The 20,407-nt window shown below is 63.0% G+C and carries 18 protein-coding genes; 9 read left to right on the top strand and 9 right to left on the bottom strand.

Going from position 1 to position 20,407, the window contains the following annotated elements; genetic code table 11:
• Window positions 1-13: 13 nt before the first annotated feature.
• The 3 genes from M2360_RS09695 to M2360_RS09685 form a co-directional block, all read right to left on the bottom strand.
• Window positions 14-3,178 carry a M10 family metallopeptidase C-terminal domain-containing protein gene (locus tag M2360_RS09695; protein WP_280774778.1) on the bottom strand — a complete coding sequence of 1,055 codons (3,165 nt, stop codon included), beginning with the start codon at window positions 3,176-3,178 and terminating at the stop codon, window positions 14-16.
• A gap of 144 nt (window positions 3,179-3,322) precedes the next feature.
• Complete coding sequence (ubiA, locus tag M2360_RS09690; RefSeq protein ID WP_280774776.1) at window positions 3,323-4,276, bottom strand: 4-hydroxybenzoate octaprenyltransferase; 954 nt, start codon at window positions 4,274-4,276, stop codon at window positions 3,323-3,325.
• Window positions 4,277-4,328: 52 nt separating this feature from the next.
• On the bottom strand, window positions 4,329-5,135 hold the full coding sequence (locus M2360_RS09685) for a MipA/OmpV family protein (RefSeq protein ID WP_280774774.1): 807 nt from the start codon (window positions 5,133-5,135) through the stop codon (window positions 4,329-4,331).
• Between the two features lie 187 nt (window positions 5,136-5,322).
• Between M2360_RS09685 and purD the strand changes: the two genes are divergently transcribed.
• Together purD and M2360_RS09675 are read left to right on the top strand one after the other, a co-directional pair.
• Complete coding sequence (gene purD / locus M2360_RS09680; protein WP_280774773.1) at window positions 5,323-6,594, top strand: phosphoribosylamine--glycine ligase; 1,272 nt, start codon at window positions 5,323-5,325, stop codon at window positions 6,592-6,594.
• Between the two features lie 80 nt (window positions 6,595-6,674).
• Complete coding sequence (locus tag M2360_RS09675) at window positions 6,675-7,136, top strand: plant virulence effector HPE1-like domain-containing protein (RefSeq protein ID WP_280774772.1); 462 nt, start codon at window positions 6,675-6,677, stop codon at window positions 7,134-7,136.
• On the opposite strand, the gene M2360_RS09670 is transcribed toward M2360_RS09675, so the two are convergent.
• The 5 genes from M2360_RS09670 to M2360_RS09650 form a co-directional block, all read right to left on the bottom strand.
• On the bottom strand, window positions 7,137-7,625 hold the full coding sequence (locus M2360_RS09670; protein ID WP_280774771.1) for a DUF523 domain-containing protein: 489 nt from the start codon (window positions 7,623-7,625) through the stop codon (window positions 7,137-7,139). It lies immediately after the preceding gene.
• The gene (gene moaB, locus M2360_RS09665) at window positions 7,618-8,166 is read right to left on the bottom strand and encodes a molybdenum cofactor biosynthesis protein B (protein WP_280774769.1); all 549 of its coding nucleotides are present in this window, start codon (window positions 8,164-8,166) and stop codon (window positions 7,618-7,620) included. Before moaB ends, M2360_RS09670 begins: the two co-directional genes overlap by 8 nt.
• 1 nt (window position 8,167) lies before the next feature.
• On the bottom strand, window positions 8,168-9,040 hold the full coding sequence (locus tag M2360_RS09660) for a 4-(cytidine 5'-diphospho)-2-C-methyl-D-erythritol kinase (RefSeq protein ID WP_280774767.1): 873 nt from the start codon (window positions 9,038-9,040) through the stop codon (window positions 8,168-8,170).
• Between the two features lie 198 nt (window positions 9,041-9,238).
• On the bottom strand, window positions 9,239-11,386 hold the full coding sequence (locus M2360_RS09655) for a tetratricopeptide repeat protein (RefSeq protein ID WP_280774766.1): 2,148 nt from the start codon (window positions 11,384-11,386) through the stop codon (window positions 9,239-9,241).
• A 177-nt stretch (window positions 11,387-11,563) separates the two neighbouring features.
• Window positions 11,564-12,580: a polyprenyl synthetase family protein gene (locus tag M2360_RS09650; RefSeq protein ID WP_280774764.1), complete on the bottom strand. Its 1,017-nt coding sequence runs from the start codon at window positions 12,578-12,580 to the stop codon at window positions 11,564-11,566.
• A 118-nt stretch (window positions 12,581-12,698) separates the two neighbouring features.
• On the opposite strand from M2360_RS09650, the gene M2360_RS09645 reads away from it, so the two are divergent.
• The 4 genes from M2360_RS09645 (at window position 12,699) to M2360_RS09630 (ending at window position 14,868) form a co-directional block, all read left to right on the top strand.
• The gene (locus tag M2360_RS09645; protein WP_280774762.1) at window positions 12,699-12,917 is read left to right on the top strand and encodes a DUF2007 domain-containing protein; all 219 of its coding nucleotides are present in this window, start codon (window positions 12,699-12,701) and stop codon (window positions 12,915-12,917) included.
• Between the two features lie 20 nt (window positions 12,918-12,937).
• Window positions 12,938-13,726 carry a methyltransferase gene (locus M2360_RS09640; RefSeq protein ID WP_280774932.1) on the top strand — a complete coding sequence of 263 codons (789 nt, stop codon included), beginning with the start codon at window positions 12,938-12,940 and terminating at the stop codon, window positions 13,724-13,726.
• Between the two features lie 68 nt (window positions 13,727-13,794).
• Window positions 13,795-14,658: a S49 family peptidase gene (locus M2360_RS09635; RefSeq protein ID WP_280774760.1), complete on the top strand. Its 864-nt coding sequence runs from the start codon at window positions 13,795-13,797 to the stop codon at window positions 14,656-14,658.
• A 9-nt stretch (window positions 14,659-14,667) separates the two neighbouring features.
• Window positions 14,668-14,868, top strand: coding sequence for a hypothetical protein (locus tag M2360_RS09630; RefSeq protein ID WP_280774758.1), 201 nt, complete (start codon window positions 14,668-14,670; stop codon window positions 14,866-14,868).
• Here the strand turns inward: M2360_RS09630 and M2360_RS09625 are convergent.
• Window positions 14,846-17,479 carry an HAD-IC family P-type ATPase gene (locus M2360_RS09625; RefSeq protein ID WP_280774757.1) on the bottom strand — a complete coding sequence of 878 codons (2,634 nt, stop codon included), beginning with the start codon at window positions 17,477-17,479 and terminating at the stop codon, window positions 14,846-14,848. The genes M2360_RS09630 and M2360_RS09625 overlap by 23 nt on opposite strands.
• Window positions 17,480-17,633: 154 nt before the next feature.
• Between M2360_RS09625 and M2360_RS09620 the strand changes: the two genes are divergently transcribed.
• From M2360_RS09620 to aroA, 3 genes are all read left to right on the top strand, one after another.
• Window positions 17,634-18,017: a VOC family protein gene (locus tag M2360_RS09620; protein WP_280774755.1), complete on the top strand. Its 384-nt coding sequence runs from the start codon at window positions 17,634-17,636 to the stop codon at window positions 18,015-18,017.
• Between the two features lie 95 nt (window positions 18,018-18,112).
• Window positions 18,113-19,060, top strand: a complete 948-nt coding sequence (locus M2360_RS09615) for a glycine--tRNA ligase subunit alpha (RefSeq protein WP_280774754.1) — start codon at window positions 18,113-18,115, stop codon at window positions 19,058-19,060.
• Between the two features lie 87 nt (window positions 19,061-19,147).
• Window positions 19,148-20,404 carry a 3-phosphoshikimate 1-carboxyvinyltransferase gene (gene aroA / locus M2360_RS09610; protein ID WP_280774752.1) on the top strand — a complete coding sequence of 419 codons (1,257 nt, stop codon included), beginning with the start codon at window positions 19,148-19,150 and terminating at the stop codon, window positions 20,402-20,404.
• Window positions 20,405-20,407: the final 3 nt, after the last annotated feature.

Raw genomic sequence — 20,407 nt, 5'->3', positions numbered from 1 at the left:
TTACATTCTGGTATCAGAACGAGAAGTTCGACGAGGTCAATGTCAGGGATCCGTCGAGCTGGAGCTGCATGTCCACCACGCCATCGCCATCGAGATCCAGCTGAACGAAGGTATCGCCCGAGATCTTCTCGTAGCGAATTTCCGCCGTGCCGCCGCCGGTGAAGTCGTCGTCACCCTTAAAGACGAATTCGTCGGCCTGAGTGAACTCGCTGAAGTCGAATTTGTCTTCGGAGACACTGAAGTCCGAGATGAAGTCCATGAGGTCAACGCGACCGCTGTCCTTCGTCGAGCTATAGACATAGACGTCTTCGCCGTCGCCGCCCGACATGGAATCCAGGCCCGCGCCACCGGTGATCGTGTCGTTGCCCGCGCCGCCCGAAATCGTGTCGGCGCCGTTGCCGCCATCGATCTGGTCATTGCCGGCCTCACCGTAAATGGTGTCGTCGCCGATACCGCCGCTCAAGACATCCTTGCCCTCGCCGCCATAGACGGCATCCGCGCCTTCGCCGCCGGTCAGCGTATCGTTTCCAAGCCCGCCGACGATGCTATCGTCTCCCAGACCGCCGTTGATCAGGTCGTTGCCGTCGCCGCCATCGAGATTGTCATTGCCGGCGCCGCCATCAAGATCATCATCGCCATCTTCGCCGTCGATATCGTCGACGCCGGCCCCGCCGGTGATCGTATCGTCACCGAGACCGCCAGACACCGTGTCATTGCCGTCGCCGGCATCGATGACGTCGGCGCCGTCGCCGCCGGACAGCCGGTCTGAGCCGGCGCCGCCATTGATCACGTCATTGTTGGCGTCGCCGTTGATCGTGTCGTTGCCCGCATCGCCATATAATTTGTCCGCGCCGTCGCCGCCATTGATCCGATCGTCGCCATCGCCAGCCTTGACGGTGTCGTCGCCCGAACCGGCGTCGATATAGTCGTCGCCTGCGCCTGTTTCGATCCGATCGGCGCCAACGCCTGCAAGAATGGAGTCGATACCCGCGCCGGCAATGATCGTATCGTCGCCGATACCGGCGACTACAGTGCTGCCGCCATCGCCCACGTCGATCTTGTCGTTGCCTTCGCCGCCATTGACAGTGTCGAAACCATTGCCGGCCGTGATATCATCATTGCCTTCGCCGCCGTCGATGGAAGAGCCTCCATCGCCGACCCTGATGATATCCGCGCCGTCGGCGCCGATGACGGTATCGAAGCCTTTTCCGACAATAATCGTATCGGCTCCGGCTCCACCAGAAATCGAATTGTCGCCATTGCCAAGGACGATGCGGTCCTTGCCCTCGCCGCCGATCACCGTATGATCTCCGTCGTTGGCGATAATGCGATTGGAGCCGTCGCCGCCATCGAGATAAGCGTCGCCATCGCCGATGGTGATGCGGTCGCTGCCCTCGCCGCCAAGGACGGTGTGGAACTTGCCGTCGCCGATGGTGATCGTGTCGTCCCCAGCCCCGCCAGAGATCGAAGCGCCCCCATCACCCGCGTTGATCGTGTCCGAGCCATCGCCAGCCGTGATGGTGTCGAACCCCTTGCCGAGAGTGATCGTATCCGCCCCGGCCCCGCCGAAGATCGAATTATCACCGTCGCCCAGCTCGATACGGTCGTCGCCTTCGCCGCCCGTGACCGTATGCGCGCCGGCGCCGGCAATGATGCGGTTTGAGCCGTCGCCGCCATCGAGAACGGCGTCGCCTGCTCCAACCTCAATACGATCATCGCCCGCACCGCCGAAGACGGAATGGAATGTGCCGTCGCCAGCGGTAATCTTGTCGTCGCCATCGCCACCCTTGATGGACGAACTTCCATCGCCAGCCTTGATGACATCGGCTCCATCGCCGCCGATGATGGTGTCGTCGCCGTCACCGGTGACGATCGTATCGTCGCCTGCGCCGCCATCGACGGAATTGGCGCCGTTGCCCGCCTTGACGAGGTCGTCGTCGTCGCCGCCGTCGATCACATCGGCCCCCGCCGCGCTGGTGATCGTGTCGGAACCAGCGCCGCCCAGGATCGTGCTCACGCCGTCGCCGCCGTCGATCACGTCTGCGCCTTCGCCGCCGTCGATCGAGTCCACACCCGCTTGACCAAAGATCGTGTCTGCGCCATCGCCCCCGGCGATCACGTCGTCGCCCTCGCCGCCGTCGATGGAATCCGCGCCGTCGCCGCCATCGATCGTATCGTTGCCAGCATCGGCGATGATGGTGTCGTTGCCGGAGCCCCCGCCGATCGTATTGTCGCCCACGCCTGCGGTGATCGCATCGGCGCCTTCGCCGCCGGTCAGCGTGTCATTGCCCTTCAGGCCGATGATCGTGTCGTCGCCGTCGCTGCCCTCGAGAATATTGGCGGCGTCAGTGCCAGTGATGGTGTCGTCGCCCGCCGAGCCGATGATGTTTTCGACTTCAGTGATCTCAACCCAACCACCATAGGCGCCAAAATTTGACCAGCCGTCGAGTTTAACGTTGAAACCGTTACCTTCCTGCAGGATCAGCGTATCCGACCCCTCGCCGCCCGAAACATGGTAGCTGTCGGACACAAAGCGATCGTCGCTCTGCAGGGAGGTGGTGAAGATCCGGTCGTTGCCGCCGCCAAGATTCATCTTGCGGTAAAAGCCGTTCAGACCAAAATCACTAGCCGCATCGCCAAAGTCATGGCTCATGCGACGCTCATAGTACAAGCTCTTCAAATAGGTGTATTTGCCGGGATCATCTTCGGGAAAAGTCGGCGGCGCGCTGACAGCGTTCGAGAAGGTCGTGACTTTTTCGCCGTCCCAATCCACGTAGCCGTCATCGGACGCGCTGTCATCGTCGGACTCGTCGGACTCGTCAGTCGTCTCGTCATCCTCAGCGGCGGCATCAGACCGACTGGCGGCGGCGAGAACGGAATCTTCTTCTTCCTCCTCGTCGTCGGCATCTTCGGAGTCGGAAGATTCGTCCGCTGCATCGACCGTCAGGTCGGTGTCCGACATGCTGCTAGTGGCCGAGGAGAGCAATGACGAAATCTCGTCGGACGCGTCTTCCTCATCACTGGACGACAGGATGGAGGTCAGCGCCTCGACATCATAATCCGTCGTTTCAAGCGTTTCGAGGAGATCGGTCAGCCAATCCACGCCGTTCTGTTCGACAAGATCAGCAAAGTAAGGAATATCAAGAAGTTTATCTACGAGCGTTTGAGAATCAGACATGCGCCCCGAAGCCCCAGCAAATCATGGTAAATTATAGGTTGTTTCCCATAGGGCCGGGAGGCTGTCAATTTAACCTCACGATATCGCAGAGCTTTTCCAGATATGCGGTCAGTTTCACACAATTATGCAACAGCGCTGCTCAGGTCACGCAAGGGGAAGCGATAGAAACAGTCCCGCGAAAACCACCGCACCGACAATGGAATTGAATTTGAACAGGTCCAGACACTGACTCGCGTCGTCGATATCGAGAATCAACAATTGCCAGCCAAACAGCGCTGCGGCGACGACCAAACCCAACCAAGCGGGAAAAGAGACGCCGATCGCGCCGAAGGATAAAGCGAGCAGCAGCAGCGTCAGCGCGAAGAAGATTGTCAGCCAGATCTTGGTCGCGTCCCCGAACAGGCGCGCAGTGGAGCGGACGCCGACCAGCGCATCGTCTTCCTTGTCTTGATGGGCGTAGATCGTGTCATAGCCGATGGTCCAGGCGACCGCTGCGAGATAGAGCCAGACGGCAGCCCAGGACAGACCGCCGAACACCGCCGCCCAGCCCATCAGCCCGCCCCAGGAAAAAGCGAGACCCAGGAAAAACTGCGGCCAATCCGTAAACCGTTTGGCGAAAGGATAGATCGCCACCACACCGAGCGAGAGAATGCCGAGCAGGATTGAAAATCCGTTGAAGCTAAGAAGAACCAGAAGGCCCGCAAGCGCCTGCAGCGCCAGGAAGATCTTGGCGTTCAGCCGACTGACGCGACCCGACGGCAAGGGCCGCGAGCGGGTGCGCGCCACGGCCATATCGATATCCTGATCGACCAGATCGTTATAGGTGCAGCCGGCGCCGCGCATGGCCACCGAGCCAATGAAGAACAGAACGAGGTGGCCAACCAACTGCCAGAACACGGCCCGGCCTTCGGACAACGCGGCATTGGCGGCCAGCGCGGCGGACCAGAAGCAGGGCCACATCAAAAGCTGCCAGCCGATCGGCCTGTCCCATCGCGCAAGCTGCGCATAGGGCCAGGCCCAACGCGGCAGAGCGCGGTAAACCCAGTTGTCGGAAGGCGCGTCGGCCACGCGGCCGTTGTCGGAGATCTGGCTGGTCATGCCCTAAGCCATGACCATGACAGACCGGCTCGCGTCAAGCGGGCATTGCGTCTCAGGGCAGAGTGAAGCCGAATTTGTAGCTCGAGGAAATGCCGAACACGAACTGGTCCTTGGAGCCGCGCTCCTCAACCAGGCTCGAATCGGCGGCGGAGCCGACGAGACGGTTGTATTGTCCGAACACGCCCGCCTCGATGCGATCGGTCGCCTTCCAGACCACCTCGGAACCGAAGCCGACCGACTTGAAGCCGCCATCGGGATCGTAGGCCGACAGGCCATGCTTGGCGCTGCGCTTGTTGGTGACCTTGTAATAGGCGTCCATATAATCGTCGGAGGCGATGGACAGGCGTGGGCCGGCGGAGACGCGCACGGTCGGCGTCACATCCATGAAGGCGTCCAGCGCAAGATCGGCGACAACGCCGTTATGGCTGCGGATGCCGTGGCGGATATCGGTGCGGAAGCGCATCCAATCGGTCGGATAGACTTCGGCGAACACGCCGGCTTCCATGCCGAACTTCACAGCCTTCAACGCCTTGAGATCATCAGATGTATCGCGATCGCGCGGCATCACCAGCTTGCCGGTCACGCCGGCGCGGATCATGTCGTTTTCAAACACGGCGAAGGAGGGATTGTCGTCGCGAGAACTGAAGCGCGGCGCCGTGGCGGATTGACGGCTGAGCGAAATGATCGGCGACGCCTGAAGGATATAGCTCTTGGAGCCCTCGAAGCGCGGCGCGACGAAACCGGCGGCGCCTGCCTTCAGATACCAGTCGCCCGACCAGAAATACTGACCGTCTTCCGCAAGCGCGGAGATGGGAAGCGTGGCGAGAGCGGCGGCGAGAACTAGGGCGCGACGGGACAAGGAAACCTCCTACTGGCGTTCGCCTGACTTTGACGAAGCCTGTTATGCCGACATTTACGATAAAACCTTCCTAACGGATTTGGTTACCAGATGTCTAACGCTGTCTTGCGCCTGTCTTCACAATTCCAGGCCTTGACCTTTCCGCCCACCGGGTTAAACCGCCCGAAAGTTCCAATGGAGGCTGCGCATGAAGGTTCTGCTGATCGGTTCGGGCGGGCGCGAACACGCCCTGGCGTGGAAGCTGGCGCAATCTCCGCTTCTCGGCAAACTCTATGTCGCGCCCGGCAATCCCGGCATTGCCGATCACGCCGAACTGGTCGCCCTGGATGTCGACGACCATGGGTCGGTGGTCGCTTTCTGCAAGGACAAGGCCATCGATTTCGTCGTGTTCGGACCGGAAGCGCCGCTGGTCGCCGGTTTGAGCGACGTGTTGCGCAGCGAGGGCTTCCTTTGTTTCGGTCCCTCGCAGGCGGCCGCGCAGTTGGAAGGCTCCAAGGGCTTCACCAAGGATCTCTGCGCGCGTTTCTCCATTCCGACCGGCGCCTATCAACGCTTCAACAATGCGCCGAAGGCCAAGGCCTATGTCCGCGCTCAGGGCGCGCCGATCGTCGTCAAGGCCGATGGCCTCGCCGCAGGCAAGGGCGTGACCGTCGCCATGACCGTCGAGGAAGCCTGCGCGGCTATCGATGATTGTTTCGAAGGCGCGTTCGGCGCCGCCGGCGCCGAAGTGGTGGTCGAGGCGTTTCTCGACGGCGAGGAAGCGAGCTTCTTTGCGCTTTGTGATGGCAAGACGGCGCTGGCGCTCGCCTCCGCTCAGGATCACAAGCGCGTCGGCGACGGCGACACCGGCCCCAACACCGGCGGCATGGGGGCCTATTCCCCCGCCCCGGTGATGACGCCTGAACTCGTCGAGCGCACGATGAAGGACATCATCGAGCCGAGCATGCGCGGCATGGCGGAGATGGGGCATCCGTTCAGCGGCGTGTTTTTCGCCGGCCTGATGATCACCGACAAGGGGCCGGAACTGATCGAATACAATGTCCGCTTCGGCGATCCCGAATGCCAGGTGCTGATGATGCGGATGAAATCCGATCTTCTGGCGCTTCTGCTGGCGACCGCCAAGGGCGAACTCGACCGCGCACAAGTGGAATGGCGCGACGAGACGGCTCTGACTGTGGTGATGGCCTCCAAGGGCTATCCCGGCGCCTATGACAAGGGAACGCCGATCGAAGCGCTGCCGGAAAATACGGCGGATCTGCATGTCTTCCACGCGGGCACCGCGCTCAAGGATGGACATCTCGTGGCGACTGGTGGGCGCGTGCTCAATGTCACGGCGCTTGGCGACAGCGTTTCGGAGGCGCAGAGCAAGGCTTATCGCGGCATCGACGATCTCCGCTGGGATAACGGCTTCTGCCGCCGGGACATCGGTTGGCGGGCTGTGGCGCGCGAGCGCGATTAACACTTCCTTTACCAGCGTTGCTGACCGGACTTTAATAGATTTTTCATAGGCTCCTGGAAATTCGTTTTCGGGAGCCTGTCATGCGTCTGGCCATCATTGCCGCTTTCGCCGCTATGTCCGCGCCGGCTTTCGCCGGGTCTATCGATGTGAAGGCGACGGATCGATCCGGTCGCAGCGTCGAATTCATTCGCTGCGAAGCCTGCGGCCAAATGGCCGAAAAGAAGGTCGTGGACACCGGTCCCATGCTCAGGCCCGGCGAGCAGAAAATCGAGATCCGCACGGTCAACGGCCAGAAAATGATCTATCGCACCGAGGCCTGGATGGGCGGATCGCCTGTGGTGATGGTCAGCAAGGCGCCCGCGGGCCTCGACGCCGCCGTTGCGGATACGGAACCATTGCCCGTGGAGACGCCGATCATCGACCGCGACGCCACAACGTCTGCGGTCAGCGCCGACATGCAGCATATGCCGCCGCCGATTGAAGAAGCCAAAGCCGCTCCGCCGCCGTTCGACCCCGGAAAAATGCAATTGCGGCTTCCGTGATCAAGCCGGCGACAACAGCGCCGCAAGACGATCAATATCCACGGGCGCGAAGACCTCAACGCCATTGGCCGCGAGCAGAGCGGCGGTAACGCCACGACCCGGATGGCGCTCGCCCAAGAACCGGCCATCATAAATGCTCAACGAGCCGCAGGACGGACTGCCGTCGATCAGCAGCGCATGGCGACAGCGTTCGGCGCGGGCCTTGGCGAGCGCCTGTCGCGCGCCCTCCACGAACATAGCGGTCACATCGGCGCCCTCGACATCGATGACCTTGCCCTCGCCGGCAAGCACGGCGTCGCCGGAGGCGTTTGCGGCAATTTCTGCAGCTGGTCGCGGGGTTTGGAAACCGCCTGCCAGTTCGGGGCAGAAGGACACCAGCCTCCCTTCATTCCTCCAACGCTCGATCAGCGGATGGACGAGCAACTTGCCCTTGCCATCATATCGCACCGGCGCGCCGAGCAGACAGGCGCTGATCAGGATCCTATCCATTGCCGCGCCTGAGATGCTCGTCGAGCCTCGGCATGATCTCCACGAAATTGCAGGGCATGTGCCTGTAGTCGAGCTGCAGCTTGAGAATGCCGTCCCAGGCGTCCTTGCACGCGCCGGGCGAACCGGGCAACACGAAGATGAAAGTGGCGTTGGCGACGCCGCCTGTGGCGCGGGACTGAATGGTGGAGGTGCCGATCTTGTCGTAGGAAATGCGGTGGAACACTTCGGAGAAGCCATCCATGCGCTTCTCGAACAGTGGCTCCAACGCTTCAGGCGTCACGTCGCGGCCGGTGAAGCCGGTGCCGCCGGTGGTGATGACCACATCAATGCGGTCATCGAGCGTCCAGGCTTTCACCTGATCATAGATCGCCAGTTTGTCGTCCTTGACGATGGCGCGGGCTTCCAGCCGATGTCCGGCCTCTTCAATGCGCGCGATCAGCGTGTCGCCCGAGCGGTCATCGGCAATGGCTCTAGTGTCCGAGACCGTGAGCACGGCAATACCGACAGGGACGAAGGGCCTGGTGTCGTCGATGCGGGACATGTCAGATCTCCCCTGTTGATGCGCATGCCCGCCAATACCATTGCGACCGCGCCGCCTCAAGCGCGCGCATCGCGGCCGTTAGTCTCTCCTGATCGGCGTAAAGCGCAAAACAGGTCGCGCCGGAGCCCGACATGCGGGCCAGAAGCGGATTGGTGGACGTGAGAAGCGCCATTGCCTCAGAGATCTCCGGCGCAAGCTGTTCGGCCGGCGGCTGCAGATCGTTGCGCGCCGACTGAAGCGCGAAGATCCAGTCTGAGAGCCCTGCCTCATCGCTGGGAAGTGCGAGCGGCGGATTGGTCTTGGTCGTCAGCCGCCTGAAGATTGCCGGCGTCGACACCTCGACCAGCGGATTGACGAGCAGGATATGAAGCGCGGGAAAATCCGCAAGCAGCCTGATGTCGTCGCCGATGCCCCGGGCGACCAGCGGGCGGCTCTCGACGCACATCGGCACATCGGCGCCGAGCGGCAGGCCCAACGCCCGCAGGCTTTCCATGCCGAGTCCGAGATTCCACAGCCGGTTCAGTCCGCGCAAGGCGGCGGCGGCGTCGGCAGAGCCGCCGCCGATGCCAGAGGCGATCGGCAGGTTCTTTTCGAGATGGATATGGACGCAGCCGACGTCGCGGCCCATCTCGGTCGCCAGGGCTCGCAGCACGTCTCGCGCCCTGAGCGCCAGGTTTCCGGCGTCGTCAGGCGAGAGGGCCGGCCCGAAACGGCCCGACAGGCTGAAGCCATCCTGCTCCGCCGGAGCAAAGCTAAGGCGGTCGCCGGCGGCCGCGAAGGCCACGAGCGAATCGAGGAGATGATAGCCGTCTGCGCGTTGACCCGTCACATGCAGCGCGAGATTGATTTTCGCGGGCGCGAATTCTTCGATCATGGATCACCCTGCATTGGGCGGCGGCTTTATACAGCCTGCGGCGCATCCTGACACAGGACGGCCAGCCACCCAGTTCGTCACCCTCGGGCTTGTCCCGAGAGTCTGCCACGGAAAACAAAGACGCTCGAACTTCACTTCAGCCGGTGCAGATGCTCGGGACAAGCCCGAGCATGACGGCGCGCCCCTCGGCGAGAACTGTCAGTTCTTGGCAGGCAGTTTCAGCACCTGGCCCGGCTTCAGCGCATCCGGCCGGCGCTTGAGATCCGGATTGAGTTCGATGATCTCCCGGAAACGATGGCCGTCGCCGAGACGGTCCCGCGCGATGGTCCAAAGGCTGTCGCCATTGACCACTGTATGCGCGCCGGCCTCGGCCGTGGGAGCGACTTCCGTGACCGCCGGCGCAGCGGCAGGTTCTTGCTCGGCTGCCGGCAGAACCGCCGCAGGTTCGGCTGGAGCAGCATCGGCTGGCTTTTCAGCGGCGGGAGCAGGCTTCGCGGCCTCGGCGGCCTTGGTTTGCGCCGCCGACGCTTTCGTCTCGGCCATCTTGACCGATTTGGTCGTTTCCGCGCTGGCTTCGACCGGAGGCAGGCCTTCGCGGATTTTCTTGTCGAGCTTGGGGATCATATCCGGCTCGGGCTTCAGCTCAAGCGAGGTCTTCCACTGGAAGATCGCTTCGAGCTTGCGGCCGACCCGCCAATAGGCGTCGCCGAGATGGTCGTTGATCGTGGCGTCCGAGGCGCGCAGATCCACGGCCCGCTCAAGTTCGGAGACCGCGTCATCGTAGCGGCCGAGGCGGTAATAGGCCCAGCCCAGGGAGTCGACGATATAGCCGTCGTCGGGCCTGAGATCGACGGCCTTGCGGATCATCTCAAGGCCTTCGGCGAGATTGATGTTCATGTCGACCCAGGAATAGCCGAGATAGTTGAGCACCTGCGGCTGATCCGGATACAGCGCCAGCGCCTTGCGGAAATTCGGCTCGGCGAGATCCCACTTCTTGAGACGCTCATAGGCGATGCCGCGCTGGAAGAAGATCGACCAGTCGGTGCGCTTGGGCATAGGACCGATGACTTCGACCGCCTTGTCGTAATTGGCGGCCATTTCGGCATATTCCTTGTTGTCGGACAACAGGCTGCCATAGGCGAGATAGGCGCGGGTGTCGCGCGGGTCGGCGGCGATGGCCGCCTTCAGATGCTCGCGCGCTTCCTCGGTCTTGCCGGTGCCGGCGAGGTTAAGGCCGAGCTGAAGATCGGCGATGCGGCGCAGGATCGAACCTTCCGGCACTTTGCGATACCATTCGATCGCCTTTTCCGGCTTGTCGTTGGCCTCAGCCAGACCGCCGAGCAGCACGGCCGTGTCGGCGTCGGCAGGAGACAGCGCGTTGGCCGTCACCAGATAAAAGGTCACGATGTCCTGGGCGCTGGCCCGGTCGGGTGCGCTCGCCAGCGACTGGTTTAGCGCGCCGCCGACGGAAAATAGCACCGAGGCCATGCCCTGGGTCGCGTCGGAAATCGCGAATTCGGGCTTTTCGCCCGCTTCGATTTTCTTGCGGAACGCCTGCAGAGGAATATAGCCGGGCGCGAAGACTTCGCCCGAGGAAATGGCGTCGAGCGCCTTCTGACGATTGCCGGCGCGCGCTTCGAGCGTCGCCAGCGCGATGACCGCGCGCATATAGGTGTCGCTCGCAGCCGTGCCCTCTTCGCGGTTGGCGACCGTTTCCGACAGCTTCTTGCGCGCAGTCTCGATGTCGCCAGCCGCAGCGGCGATCATGCCGGCGGTGTAATTGCGGAAGACGGAAAACCACTCTGGACCCTTGAGCCCAATGGCGGAAGCGATGGCCTCCTTGGATTTGCCTTCGCCGAATTGTCCCCAAGCCACGATCAGCGTGTTGATCATGCGGTCGAGTTCGTTGGGACCTTCATATTTCAGGAATTTATAGGCTTCATTGAAATCCTTCTTGCGGATCGCATCAATGCCGCGGGCGATCTTGGCGATGCGCTCGACCGCCGGGTCGTCCTTGAGCTTCACCGCTTCGGCGACGCCCTCGTCAAAATCGCCGTTCATGAACAGGCAGATCATCAGCCGTTCGCGAACTTCCAGATTGGAAGGATCGAATTTCAGCGCCGTGCGGTAGAGCGTGATCGCGCTTTCGTAATCGTAGTCGCCATCGGCGGTGCGGCCGGCGAGAAACGCCCCGGCGAAAGTGTCGACGCTTTCGATGTCGAAGCTGATCTCGGGCGCAGCCGCTTCGGGCTTTGCGGCCTCGACGGCGAGAGCCGGCGCGGACAAGGTGAGAAGAAGCCCCAGTGCCGTGCCGAACTTCAACCGGCCGATGTTCAAGAATGCCATTCGACAGCCTTTCATTGATGCGCTTTGCGCATTCCGCCTCGCGCATGTGGCGACGTCGGCAGCGGCATGCAAGCCGACGACGCAAATCATAAGCGTCCTTAAGACCACAATTCGCCAGCCCTCACAAGAGATCCGGATGCGTGCTCAGCATCCGGCGCTACAGGGCGAAATGGGCTTTTAGTTGACGCGCGCAATGCAAAATTCGATCACGTCTATCAGCGCCGATTTGAGCGGCGAGGCTGGCAGAGCCGCAATCGCGTCATGCGCCATGGTGCCGTAATGGTTGGCGCGGGCGATGGTGTCGGACAGCGAGCCGTATTTGGTGATCAGCCCCATGGCGCGCTCGAGATTTTCGTCGGTCGATTCGCCGCCCTCGATGGCGTTGCGCCAGAAGGCGCGTTCGTCCTCGGAGCCGCGACGCCAGGCGAGGATGACCGGCAGGGTGATCTTGCCTTCGCGGAAATCGTCGCCGGTGTTCTTGCCGAGTTCGGCCGCCTTGCCGCCGTAATCCAGCGCATCGTCGACCAGCTGGAAGGCGAGACCCAGATTCATGCCGTAGGAACGCAGCGCGGCGCGATCGGCCTTGCTGGCGCCGGCGATGATCGGGCCGACTTCGGCGGCGGCGGCAAACAGCGCCGCCGTCTTGGCGCGGATGACCTGGAGATAATCGTCCTCGGTCGTCTCCATATTTTTGGCGACGGACAATTGCAGCACTTCGCCCTCGGCGATGACGGTGGCGGCGGTGGCCAGCACATCGAGCGCATCCAGCGAGCCGACCTCGACCATCATCTTGAAGGCCTGGCCAAGCAGGAAATCGCCAACCAGCACGCTCGCCTGGTTGCCCCAGAGGATCCGCGCCGTCTTGCGGCCGCGGCGCATGTCGCTTTCATCGACGACATCGTCATGCAGAAGCGTCGCCGTATGCATGAACTCGACGCTGGCCGCGAGCTTGACGTGACCTTCGCCCTTGTAGCCGAACAGATTGGCCGCAGCCAGCGTCAGCATCGGGCGCAAGCGCTTGCCGCCTGAGGAAATCAGGTGATTGGCGACTTCCGGGATCATCTGGACGTCGGAACCAGCCTTCGACAAAATGAGTTGGTTCACGCGCTCCATATCGCCCTTGGTCAGATCGACCAGAGGCTTGATGGACGCCTGTTTGTTTTTGCTTTCATCAAGCGGTATGACCACGCCCAAAGAACCGGCTCCTGTTGAATTCTTTGGGCGGACCATAAAAACCAAGGGGCCTAGCGGCAAGAGGCGAATTGCCCCGGCGCCCATGAATTGACAAAATTTGACCCTGAGGGAGCGTGAAGTGATCGAAATCATGCGCAGCAACGACCCGGTGGCCCTGTCCTACGCCGTGAGCCTGCTCGAGGACCGGGACATTGTCTGTTTTATCGCGGATCAGGGCATGAGCGTGCTCGAAGGCTCCATCGGCATATTGCAGAGACGTCTTCTGGTGGAGGACGAGCGCATTGAGGAAGCCCGCCGCATGCTCCATGACGCGGGTCTGGGCGGCGAGTTGAGATGAGCGAAAGTCAGTTCGAAGCCGTGGACGGCGACGTCGTCGACACGATCGACGCCTTTCATTTCGGCCGTTTTTATCTGGTCCAGCCCAAGGGTCGGGGTCATCGTTCTGGCATGGACGCCATGCTGCTGGCCGCCATGGTGGATGCGGACGGGCCGATCGAGGTCGCCGATCTCGGCGCGGGCGCGGGTGCGGCGGGATTGGGCGTTGCCGTGCGCCTGCCAGAAGCGCGGGTGACGCTGATCGAGAAATCGCCCGACATGGTCGCCTATGCGGAGAAAACGCTGGCTTTGCCGGAGAATGCTCCTGTCGCCGCCCGCGCCCGGCTGATCGAAGCCGATGTGACGCTGAAAGGCCGCGAACGCGTGGCCGCAGGCCTGCCGGACGACATATACGACCATGTGATCATGAACCCGCCCTTCAACCATGCCGGCGACCGGCGCGCCCCGGATGGACTGAAGGCGGAGGCGCATGTGCTGCTGGACGGATTGTTCGACGCCTGGATCCGCACGGCCGGCGCCATCCTGAAACCCGGCGGGCAGATGTCGCTGATCGCAAGGCCAGAATCGATCGCTGATATCATCACAGCCTGCGGCAAGCGCTTCGGCGGGCTGGAATTCACCATGATTCATCCCCGGCAGGGTGAAAACGCCATCCGGCTGCTGGTCAGCGGCGTCAAGGGATCACGGGCGCGGCCGGTGTTTCGCGCGCCAATCTTCATGCATCCGGAGGGTTCGCACAAATTTCTGGCTGAGGTCGACGACCTCAACAATGGCCGCGCAGCCTATCGTCGGCTCGGGCCACGCCGTTAGGCCTTTCAAAGCTACTCGCTCTCTCCTATATCGGTCTGAACGACCGCACGCAGGATCAGGAACTATCCATGGGTTTTCTCAGCCGTCTCATCCCCGCCCGCTTCCGCAAGAAAAAGGTCAAGATACCCGTGGTGCGGCTGTCGGGCGTGATCCAGGCGGGCGGCAGCCAGTTCCGGCCGGCCCTCAATCTGGCCAATGTGGAAGAGCTTCTGGAAGAAGCCTTCGAGACAAAAAAAGCGCCGGCAGTGGCCATCGCCATCAATTCGCCCGGCGGATCTCCGGTGCAGTCGCGGCAGATCTTTTTCAAGATCCGCGCGCTCGCCAAGCAGCATGAGAAGAAGGTGCTGGTGTTCGTCGAGGACGTCGCGGCGTCGGGCGGCTATCTGATCGCGCTTGCCGGCGACGAAATCATTGCGGATCCGACCTCGATCGTCGGATCGATCGGCGTCATCTCCGGCGGCTTCGGCTTCACCGAACTGATCAAGAAAGTCGGCGTCGAACGCCGCATCTACACCGCGGGCGAAAACAAGTCGGTGCTCGATCCGTTCATGCCCGAACGGGAAAGCGATGTCGCGCATCTGAAATCGCTGCAACTCGACGTGCACAAGGTGTTCATCGACATGGTGAGGGAACGCCGCGCCGGCAAGCTTGCCGATGACGACACGCTGTTTACCGGCCTGTTCTGGTCGGGCGAGAAAGGTTTGGCGCTCGGTCTCGTCGACGCGATCGGCGACATGGAAACCGAGCTTCGCTTGCGCTATGGTGACAAGGTCGAGATCGAGACGGTCGAGGCTTCGCGCGGTTTTGTGGCCCGGATGATTTCGGGACGCGCTGTCGCGCCGCGGCTGGGTGGAGAGATCGGCGCGGGCGCGGCGGAAACCGCGATCGCGACGGCGGAGGAGCGGCTCTGGTGGAGCCGGTACGGACTTTAGGATTGTAAAGTGGGTTTATCGAAGATCATCTTCGTCGTCGTGATCGGGCTTGTTGGCTGGATCGTCTACAAGAAATTCGTCGCCGACGCCGTGAAGCTGGCCAAGGCCAACGCCGCCAAGCGGCGCGAGGCCGAGACCGGCGCGCTTGGAACGCTGGTCAAGGATCCGGTCACCGGCGAATATCGCGTCAAGCGCCCCGACGAGGCGTAAAGCGCCGCCGTAGCGCCTTTTCGACTTCCAGCGCCAGCAACAGGGCAGCGGCGGGCGCAATCAGCATCGCCCATTCCTCCAAGGTCACGGGACTGACCCCGAGCGTGTCGGACAGGCCCGGGACATACATGGCCCCGACATGCAAAAGCTGGGTAATCGCGACGCCCGCCAGCAGCAAAGGATTTGAGAAGAAGCGGCGGCCAAACAGGCTGGCCCGCTCGCTGCGAGCGCTCAGCGTCAACACATTTTCGAACATCACGAACAACAGAAGCAGTTCGTTGCGGATCAAATCGATCGGCGCGCCGGCCTGAAGCCGCCAATAATAGAGAGCAAAGCCGCCTCCGCCCATCAACAGCGCGGTGAAGACGATGCGCCGGATCATCACGCGATCGAAGATCGGCTCATCGGGCCGGCGCGGCGGCTGGGCGAGTTCGTCGCCTTCGGCCTGTTCGGCGGCGAGCGCCACATCCTGAACGCCATTGGTGACGAGATTGAGCCAGAGAAGCTGGACGGCCAGCAGCGGCATCGGCAAGCCGAGCGGCACGGTGAACAGAAACAGCAGCACCTCCGCCGCGCCCGTCGCCACCAGCATGAAGATGACTTTGCGGATATTGGCGAAGGCGACGCGGCCTTCGCGCACGCCCGCCACGATGGAGGCGAAATTATCGTCCGTGACGATGATATCGGCGCTTTCGCGGGCGATATCCGTGCCCTTGCGCCCCATGGCGACGCCGACATGGGCGTTTTTCAGCGCCGGCGCATCGTTGACGCCGTCGCCGGTCACGGCGACGATATGTCCGCATCGGGCCAGCGACCGGACGATGGCGAGCTTTTGCAGCGGCTCGACCCGCGCATAAATGCGCGCCTTGGCCGTCAGAGCGTCGACCGCAGCCGGACCTTTCGCCTCGGCCTCGGCCAGCTGCGGGCCCGTCACGATCTCGTCGTCCTCAGCCCGAAGACCGGCTTCGCGGGCGATGGCGGCGGCGGTGACCGGATCATCGCCGGTAACCATGGCCACGCCGATGCCGGCGGCGGCGCAGGCCGCCATCGCCTGTGGAACTTCCGGTCGCAGCGGGTCCTTCATGCCCGCAAGGCCCAGGAACGTCAGCCCCGCGAGATGCGCGCCGGTAAGCTGGCCGCTGGCGCCTGAGGCAATCCGTCCTTCCGCAAACGCCAGCACCCGCAATCCGCGCTCCGCCATCGCGTCCTTCTGAGCGGCCAGCAGAGCGCGATCGATCGGTTGGTCGTCTTCGCCGATCGCGATCGCGTCGGCCATGGCGGCGAGCGTTTCCGGCGCGCCCTTGACGAAAATCCTGATTTCGTCTCCCAGATCATGGAAGGAGGCGGCGTATTTCAGATCCGGCTCGTAAGGGATGCGGCTGAGCAGCGGATGGTCGGCCAGCACATCGGCATGGATCAGGCCGCCTTTGCGCGCGGCGTGCAGGAGGGCGACATCGACGCTGTCGCCCAGACCGCGCCAGCCCTCTTCTTCAGACACCAGACTGGCTTCATTGGGAAGGCAAGCGGCGCGCAGAAGCCGCGCCATGCGCGGGCGCGCCTGCGGATGGGCATGCGACAGAAGCGGCTCTTCCTCGATCGACTGGGGACGAAGGTGATCCTCAAGCGTGATTTCGGAACCGTCCGGCAGGAGAATATCGGTGACGGTCAACTCGTTCATGGTCAGCGTGCCGGTCTTGTCGGTGGCGATCATGGTGCATGACCCCAGCGATTCGATCGCCGGCATGTTGCGCATGATCACATTGCGACGGGCCATGCGCCGCATGGCGATGGCGAGCGCCACCGTGATTGCCACCGGCAATCCCTCGGGAATGGCGCTGACGGCGAGACCGACCGAGACCATGAACAGTTCTGCAAGCGGCATGCCGCGCAGCCAGCCGGCGGCGATCAGCAGCACGGCTGCAACGAGCACCGCAATCGCCAGATTTTTCGAAAAGCGTTCAAGCCGGACGAGCAAAGGCGGGCGTTCGCTCTGGGATCCGCTGATCGCGGCGGCGATCTTGCCGAACTCGGTGGCCAGCCCCGTCGCCACCGCCTCGCCCAAACCCCGACCGCGGGTAACCATCGATCCGGAAAAGGCGGTGGAGGCCCTGAGATCGCCCTGATCGTCGTCGCGCGGCCATTTGCGCACCGCATCGGGTTCGCCGGTCAGAAGCGACTCGTCGCAGCGGAGGTCATTGACCTCGATGAGCCTGAGATCGGCAGGCACGCGTCCGCCCGCCTCAAGGCAGACGAGATCGCCCGGAACGAGATCGCGGGCGGGAAGTTCCTGGCGCTCGCCGTCGCGGATGACGATCGCCCTCGCCTCTTCCATCTGCCGGAGCGCCGCCGCCGCCTTGCCTGCCTGAAACTCCTGCACAGCCCCGATCAGGCCATTCGCCAGGAGAACCACGCCGATGAAACCGGCATCCTCGACATCGCCGAGAAAGACCGAGAGGGCTGCGGCGGCCAGCAGGATGTAGATCAACGGACTGAGGAACTGGCCGAGAAAAACGCGAAAAAAGGACGGGGATTTCCGTTCCGGCAAGGCGTTGGGACCGAATTGGAGGCGGCGCGCAGCGGCTTCGTGCTCTGACAGGCCTTGTCTGTCCATTCTGCGGTCCTTTCCCGGTGGTCCGGGGATGCTGCGGGTTAAGTGTCCAGCCCGCTTTGAAGCAGATCAATTCAGGTTACGCGAAATTCCGCAAACTGCTTGACAGTCGACCGAGAATAGCGAGAACATTTAGAGAACATACATGGAGGATATCATGCTCGACCATATCGGATTTCCGGTCTCGGACTATCAACGTTCCCGCGCTTTCTACGATGCGATCATGCCGGCCATCGGCGCGGGGCGGATGATGGAGGTGACGGCGGAGATGACGGGCGGGGCGGCGCATGCCGGCTATGGCGTCGACAAGCCGGATTTCTGGATCAGCAGCGGCGGGCCGGTGACCGGCGTGCTGCATATCGCCTTCCAGGCCACGGACCGCGCTGCGGTGCGCGCCTTCCATGAAGCTGCGATGGCGGCAGGGGCCAGGGACCATGGCGCGCCGGGGCTGCGGCCGCATTATCACGACAATTATTATGGGGCTTTCGTACTCGATCCAGACGGCCATAACATCGAGGCGGTGTGTCACCTGCCCGAGTAAGCAGCCAGGGACGCGGCGCTTGCCACGCGGCAGGGCCTTGACCGTTTCCGCCCGCCATGGCACTCAGCCGCCAGCAATTGCCGAGGGTAGAAGTCATGTCCGCGATCCCAGATCATATGAATCCCAAGCGCTCGTTCCAGGCGCTGATCCTGACCCTGCATAACTATTGGGCGGACAAGGGTTGCGCGGTTCTGCAGCCTTACGACATGGAAGTGGGCGCCGGCACATTCCATCCGGCGACCACGCTGCGCGCGTTGGGCCCGAAGCCGTGGAAGGCCGCCTATGTGCAGCCTTCGCGTCGTCCCTCGGACGGACGCTATGGCGAAAACCCGAACCGCCTGCAGCATTACTATCAGTATCAGGTGATCCTGAAGCCCAATCCGTCGAACCTGCAGGAGCTCTATCTCGGCTCGCTGGCGGCCATAGGGCTGGATCCGCTGCTGCATGACATCCGTTTCGTCGAAGACGACTGGGAAAGCCCGACCCTGGGCGCCTGGGGTCTCGGCTGGGAATGCTGGTGCGACGGCATGGAAGTCAGCCAGTTCACCTATTTCCAGCAGGTTTGCGGCATCGAATGCTCGCCGGTGGCGGGCGAGCTGACCTATGGTCTCGAACGGCTCGCTATGTATGTGCAGGGCGTCGACAATGTCTACGACCTCAACTTCAATGGCCGCGACGGCGCCGAGAAGATCTCCTATGGCGACGTCTTTCTGCAGGCCGAGCAGGAATATTCGCGGCATAATTTCGAATACGCCAATACCGAGATGCTGCACCGGCATTTCATCGACGCCGAGAAGGAATGCCAAGCGCTGCTGGCCGCCGGCGCGCCCGGCGATCAGGACAATCAGCGCCTGCACAAATGCGTGCTGCCGGCCTATGACCAGTGCATCAAGGCGAGCCATGTGTTCAACCTGCTCGACGCGCGCGGCGTGATCTCGGTGACGGAGCGCCAGAGCTATATACTGCGCGTGCGCACGCTCGCCAAGGCCTGCGGCGAAGCCTTCCTGCTGACCGACGCCGGCGGGGTCAACTGGACGGCGTAAGCCGTCCGCCGCCTATCTATCGCATCCGGCCCTCGCCGTGAGATCGACGGGGCCGGCTCCACCGCACCGCCCGTATCGGATCGCCTGATGACGCTCGAGAAACTCACCATCGTCCCGACCTCCAAGCCGCTCGAAGGCCGCGTGAGCCCGCCGGGCTCGAAGTCGATCACCAATCGCGCGCTGCTCGTCGCAGGTCTCGCCAAGGGCGTGAGCCGGCTGACCGGCGCGCTGAAGAGCGACGACACCCGCTATATGGCCGAGGCGCTGCGCGCCATGGGCGTGACGGTCGACGAGCCGGACGCGACAACCTTCGTCGTCACCAGCGACGGCGTCTGGAAGGAACCTGCCACGCCGCTGTTTCTCGGCAATGCCGGCACGGCGACGCGCTTCCTGACGGCGGCGGTGGCGCTCGCCAAGGGCCGTTTCGTGGTGGATGGCGACCAGCATATGCGCAAGCGGCCGATCCTGCCGCTGGTCGAGGCGCTGCGCTCGCTCGGCGTCCAGATCGAGGCGCCGACCGGCTGCCCGCCGGTGACCGTCGACGCCGAAGGACGCTTCACCACCAATCGCGTGGTGATCGACGCCGGGCTTTCCAGCCAATATGTCTCGGCGCTCTTGATGGCCGCGCCGCTCGCCAGCGAACCCTTCGACATCGAACTCGCCGGCGCCGAAATCGGCGCGCGCGGCTATATCGACCTGACGCTCGCCTCGATGCGCGCTTTCGGCGCCGAGGTCGAGCAAACCTCGCCCTCCACCTGGCGCGTACAGCCTTCCGGCTATGTCGCCGCCGATTACCATATCGAGCCCGACGCCTCGGCCGCCACCTATCTTTGGGCTGCGGAAGCGCTCACAGGCGGCAAGATCGATATCGGCGTGGACGCCGGCGCCTTCACCCAGCCGGACGCCAAGGCCTATGAGGTCATCTCCGCCTTCCCGCATATTCCGGCCGTCATCGACGGCTCGCAGATGCAGGACGCGATTCCGACGATCGCCGTGCTCTCGGCCTTCAATGAAACGCCGGTGCGCTTCGTCGGCATCGCCAATCTGCGCGTCAAGGAATGCGACCGCATCCGCGCGCTGTCATCAGGCCTTAACGCCATCCGGCCGGGGCTGGCGACCGAAGAGGGCGACGACCTGATCGTGGCCTCGGACCCGAGCCTGATCGGCCAGCGCCTGCCGGCCGAAATCGACACCTTCGCCGATCACCGCATCGCCATGAGTTTTGCGCTTGCCGGCCTCAAGATCGACGGCGTCACCATTCTCGATCCGCTCTGCGTGGGCAAGACCTATCCGGATTACTGGAAGGCGCTGGGCTCGCTTGGGGTCGAGATCGTCGAAGGCTGAGCC

This window comes from Rhizobium sp. SG_E_25_P2, assembly GCF_029892285.1.
Taxonomy (GTDB): domain Bacteria; phylum Pseudomonadota; class Alphaproteobacteria; order Rhizobiales; family Rhizobiaceae; genus Rhizobium_E.
This window is presented reverse-complemented; position numbering and strand designations above follow the sequence as displayed.

What these genes read in the sequence shown, in the direction of transcription:
- M2360_RS09695 (WP_280774778.1), bottom strand. Translation starts at nt 3,178, where the DNA reads ATGTCTGATTCTCAAACGCTCGTAGATAAACTTCTTGATATTCCTTAC.
- ubiA (WP_280774776.1), bottom strand. Translation starts at nt 4,276, where the DNA reads ATGACCAGCCAGATCTCCGACAACGGCCGCGTGGCCGACGCGCCTTCC.
- purD (WP_280774773.1), top strand. Translation starts at nt 5,323, where the DNA reads ATGAAGGTTCTGCTGATCGGTTCGGGCGGGCGCGAACACGCCCTGGCG.
- M2360_RS09675 (WP_280774772.1), top strand. Translation starts at nt 6,675, where the DNA reads ATGCGTCTGGCCATCATTGCCGCTTTCGCCGCTATGTCCGCGCCGGCT.
- M2360_RS09670 (WP_280774771.1), bottom strand. Translation starts at nt 7,625, where the DNA reads ATGGATAGGATCCTGATCAGCGCCTGTCTGCTCGGCGCGCCGGTGCGA.
- moaB (WP_280774769.1), bottom strand. Translation starts at nt 8,166, where the DNA reads ATGTCCCGCATCGACGACACCAGGCCCTTCGTCCCTGTCGGTATTGCC.
- M2360_RS09660 (WP_280774767.1), bottom strand. Translation starts at nt 9,040, where the DNA reads ATGATCGAAGAATTCGCGCCCGCGAAAATCAATCTCGCGCTGCATGTG.
- M2360_RS09655 (WP_280774766.1), bottom strand. Translation starts at nt 11,386, where the DNA reads ATGGCATTCTTGAACATCGGCCGGTTGAAGTTCGGCACGGCACTGGGG.
- M2360_RS09635 (WP_280774760.1), top strand. Translation starts at nt 13,795, where the DNA reads ATGGGTTTTCTCAGCCGTCTCATCCCCGCCCGCTTCCGCAAGAAAAAG.
- M2360_RS09625 (WP_280774757.1), bottom strand. Translation starts at nt 17,479, where the DNA reads ATGGACAGACAAGGCCTGTCAGAGCACGAAGCCGCTGCGCGCCGCCTC.
- M2360_RS09620 (WP_280774755.1), top strand. Translation starts at nt 17,634, where the DNA reads ATGCTCGACCATATCGGATTTCCGGTCTCGGACTATCAACGTTCCCGC.
- M2360_RS09615 (WP_280774754.1), top strand. Translation starts at nt 18,113, where the DNA reads ATGTCCGCGATCCCAGATCATATGAATCCCAAGCGCTCGTTCCAGGCG.
- aroA (WP_280774752.1), top strand. Translation starts at nt 19,148, where the DNA reads ATGACGCTCGAGAAACTCACCATCGTCCCGACCTCCAAGCCGCTCGAA.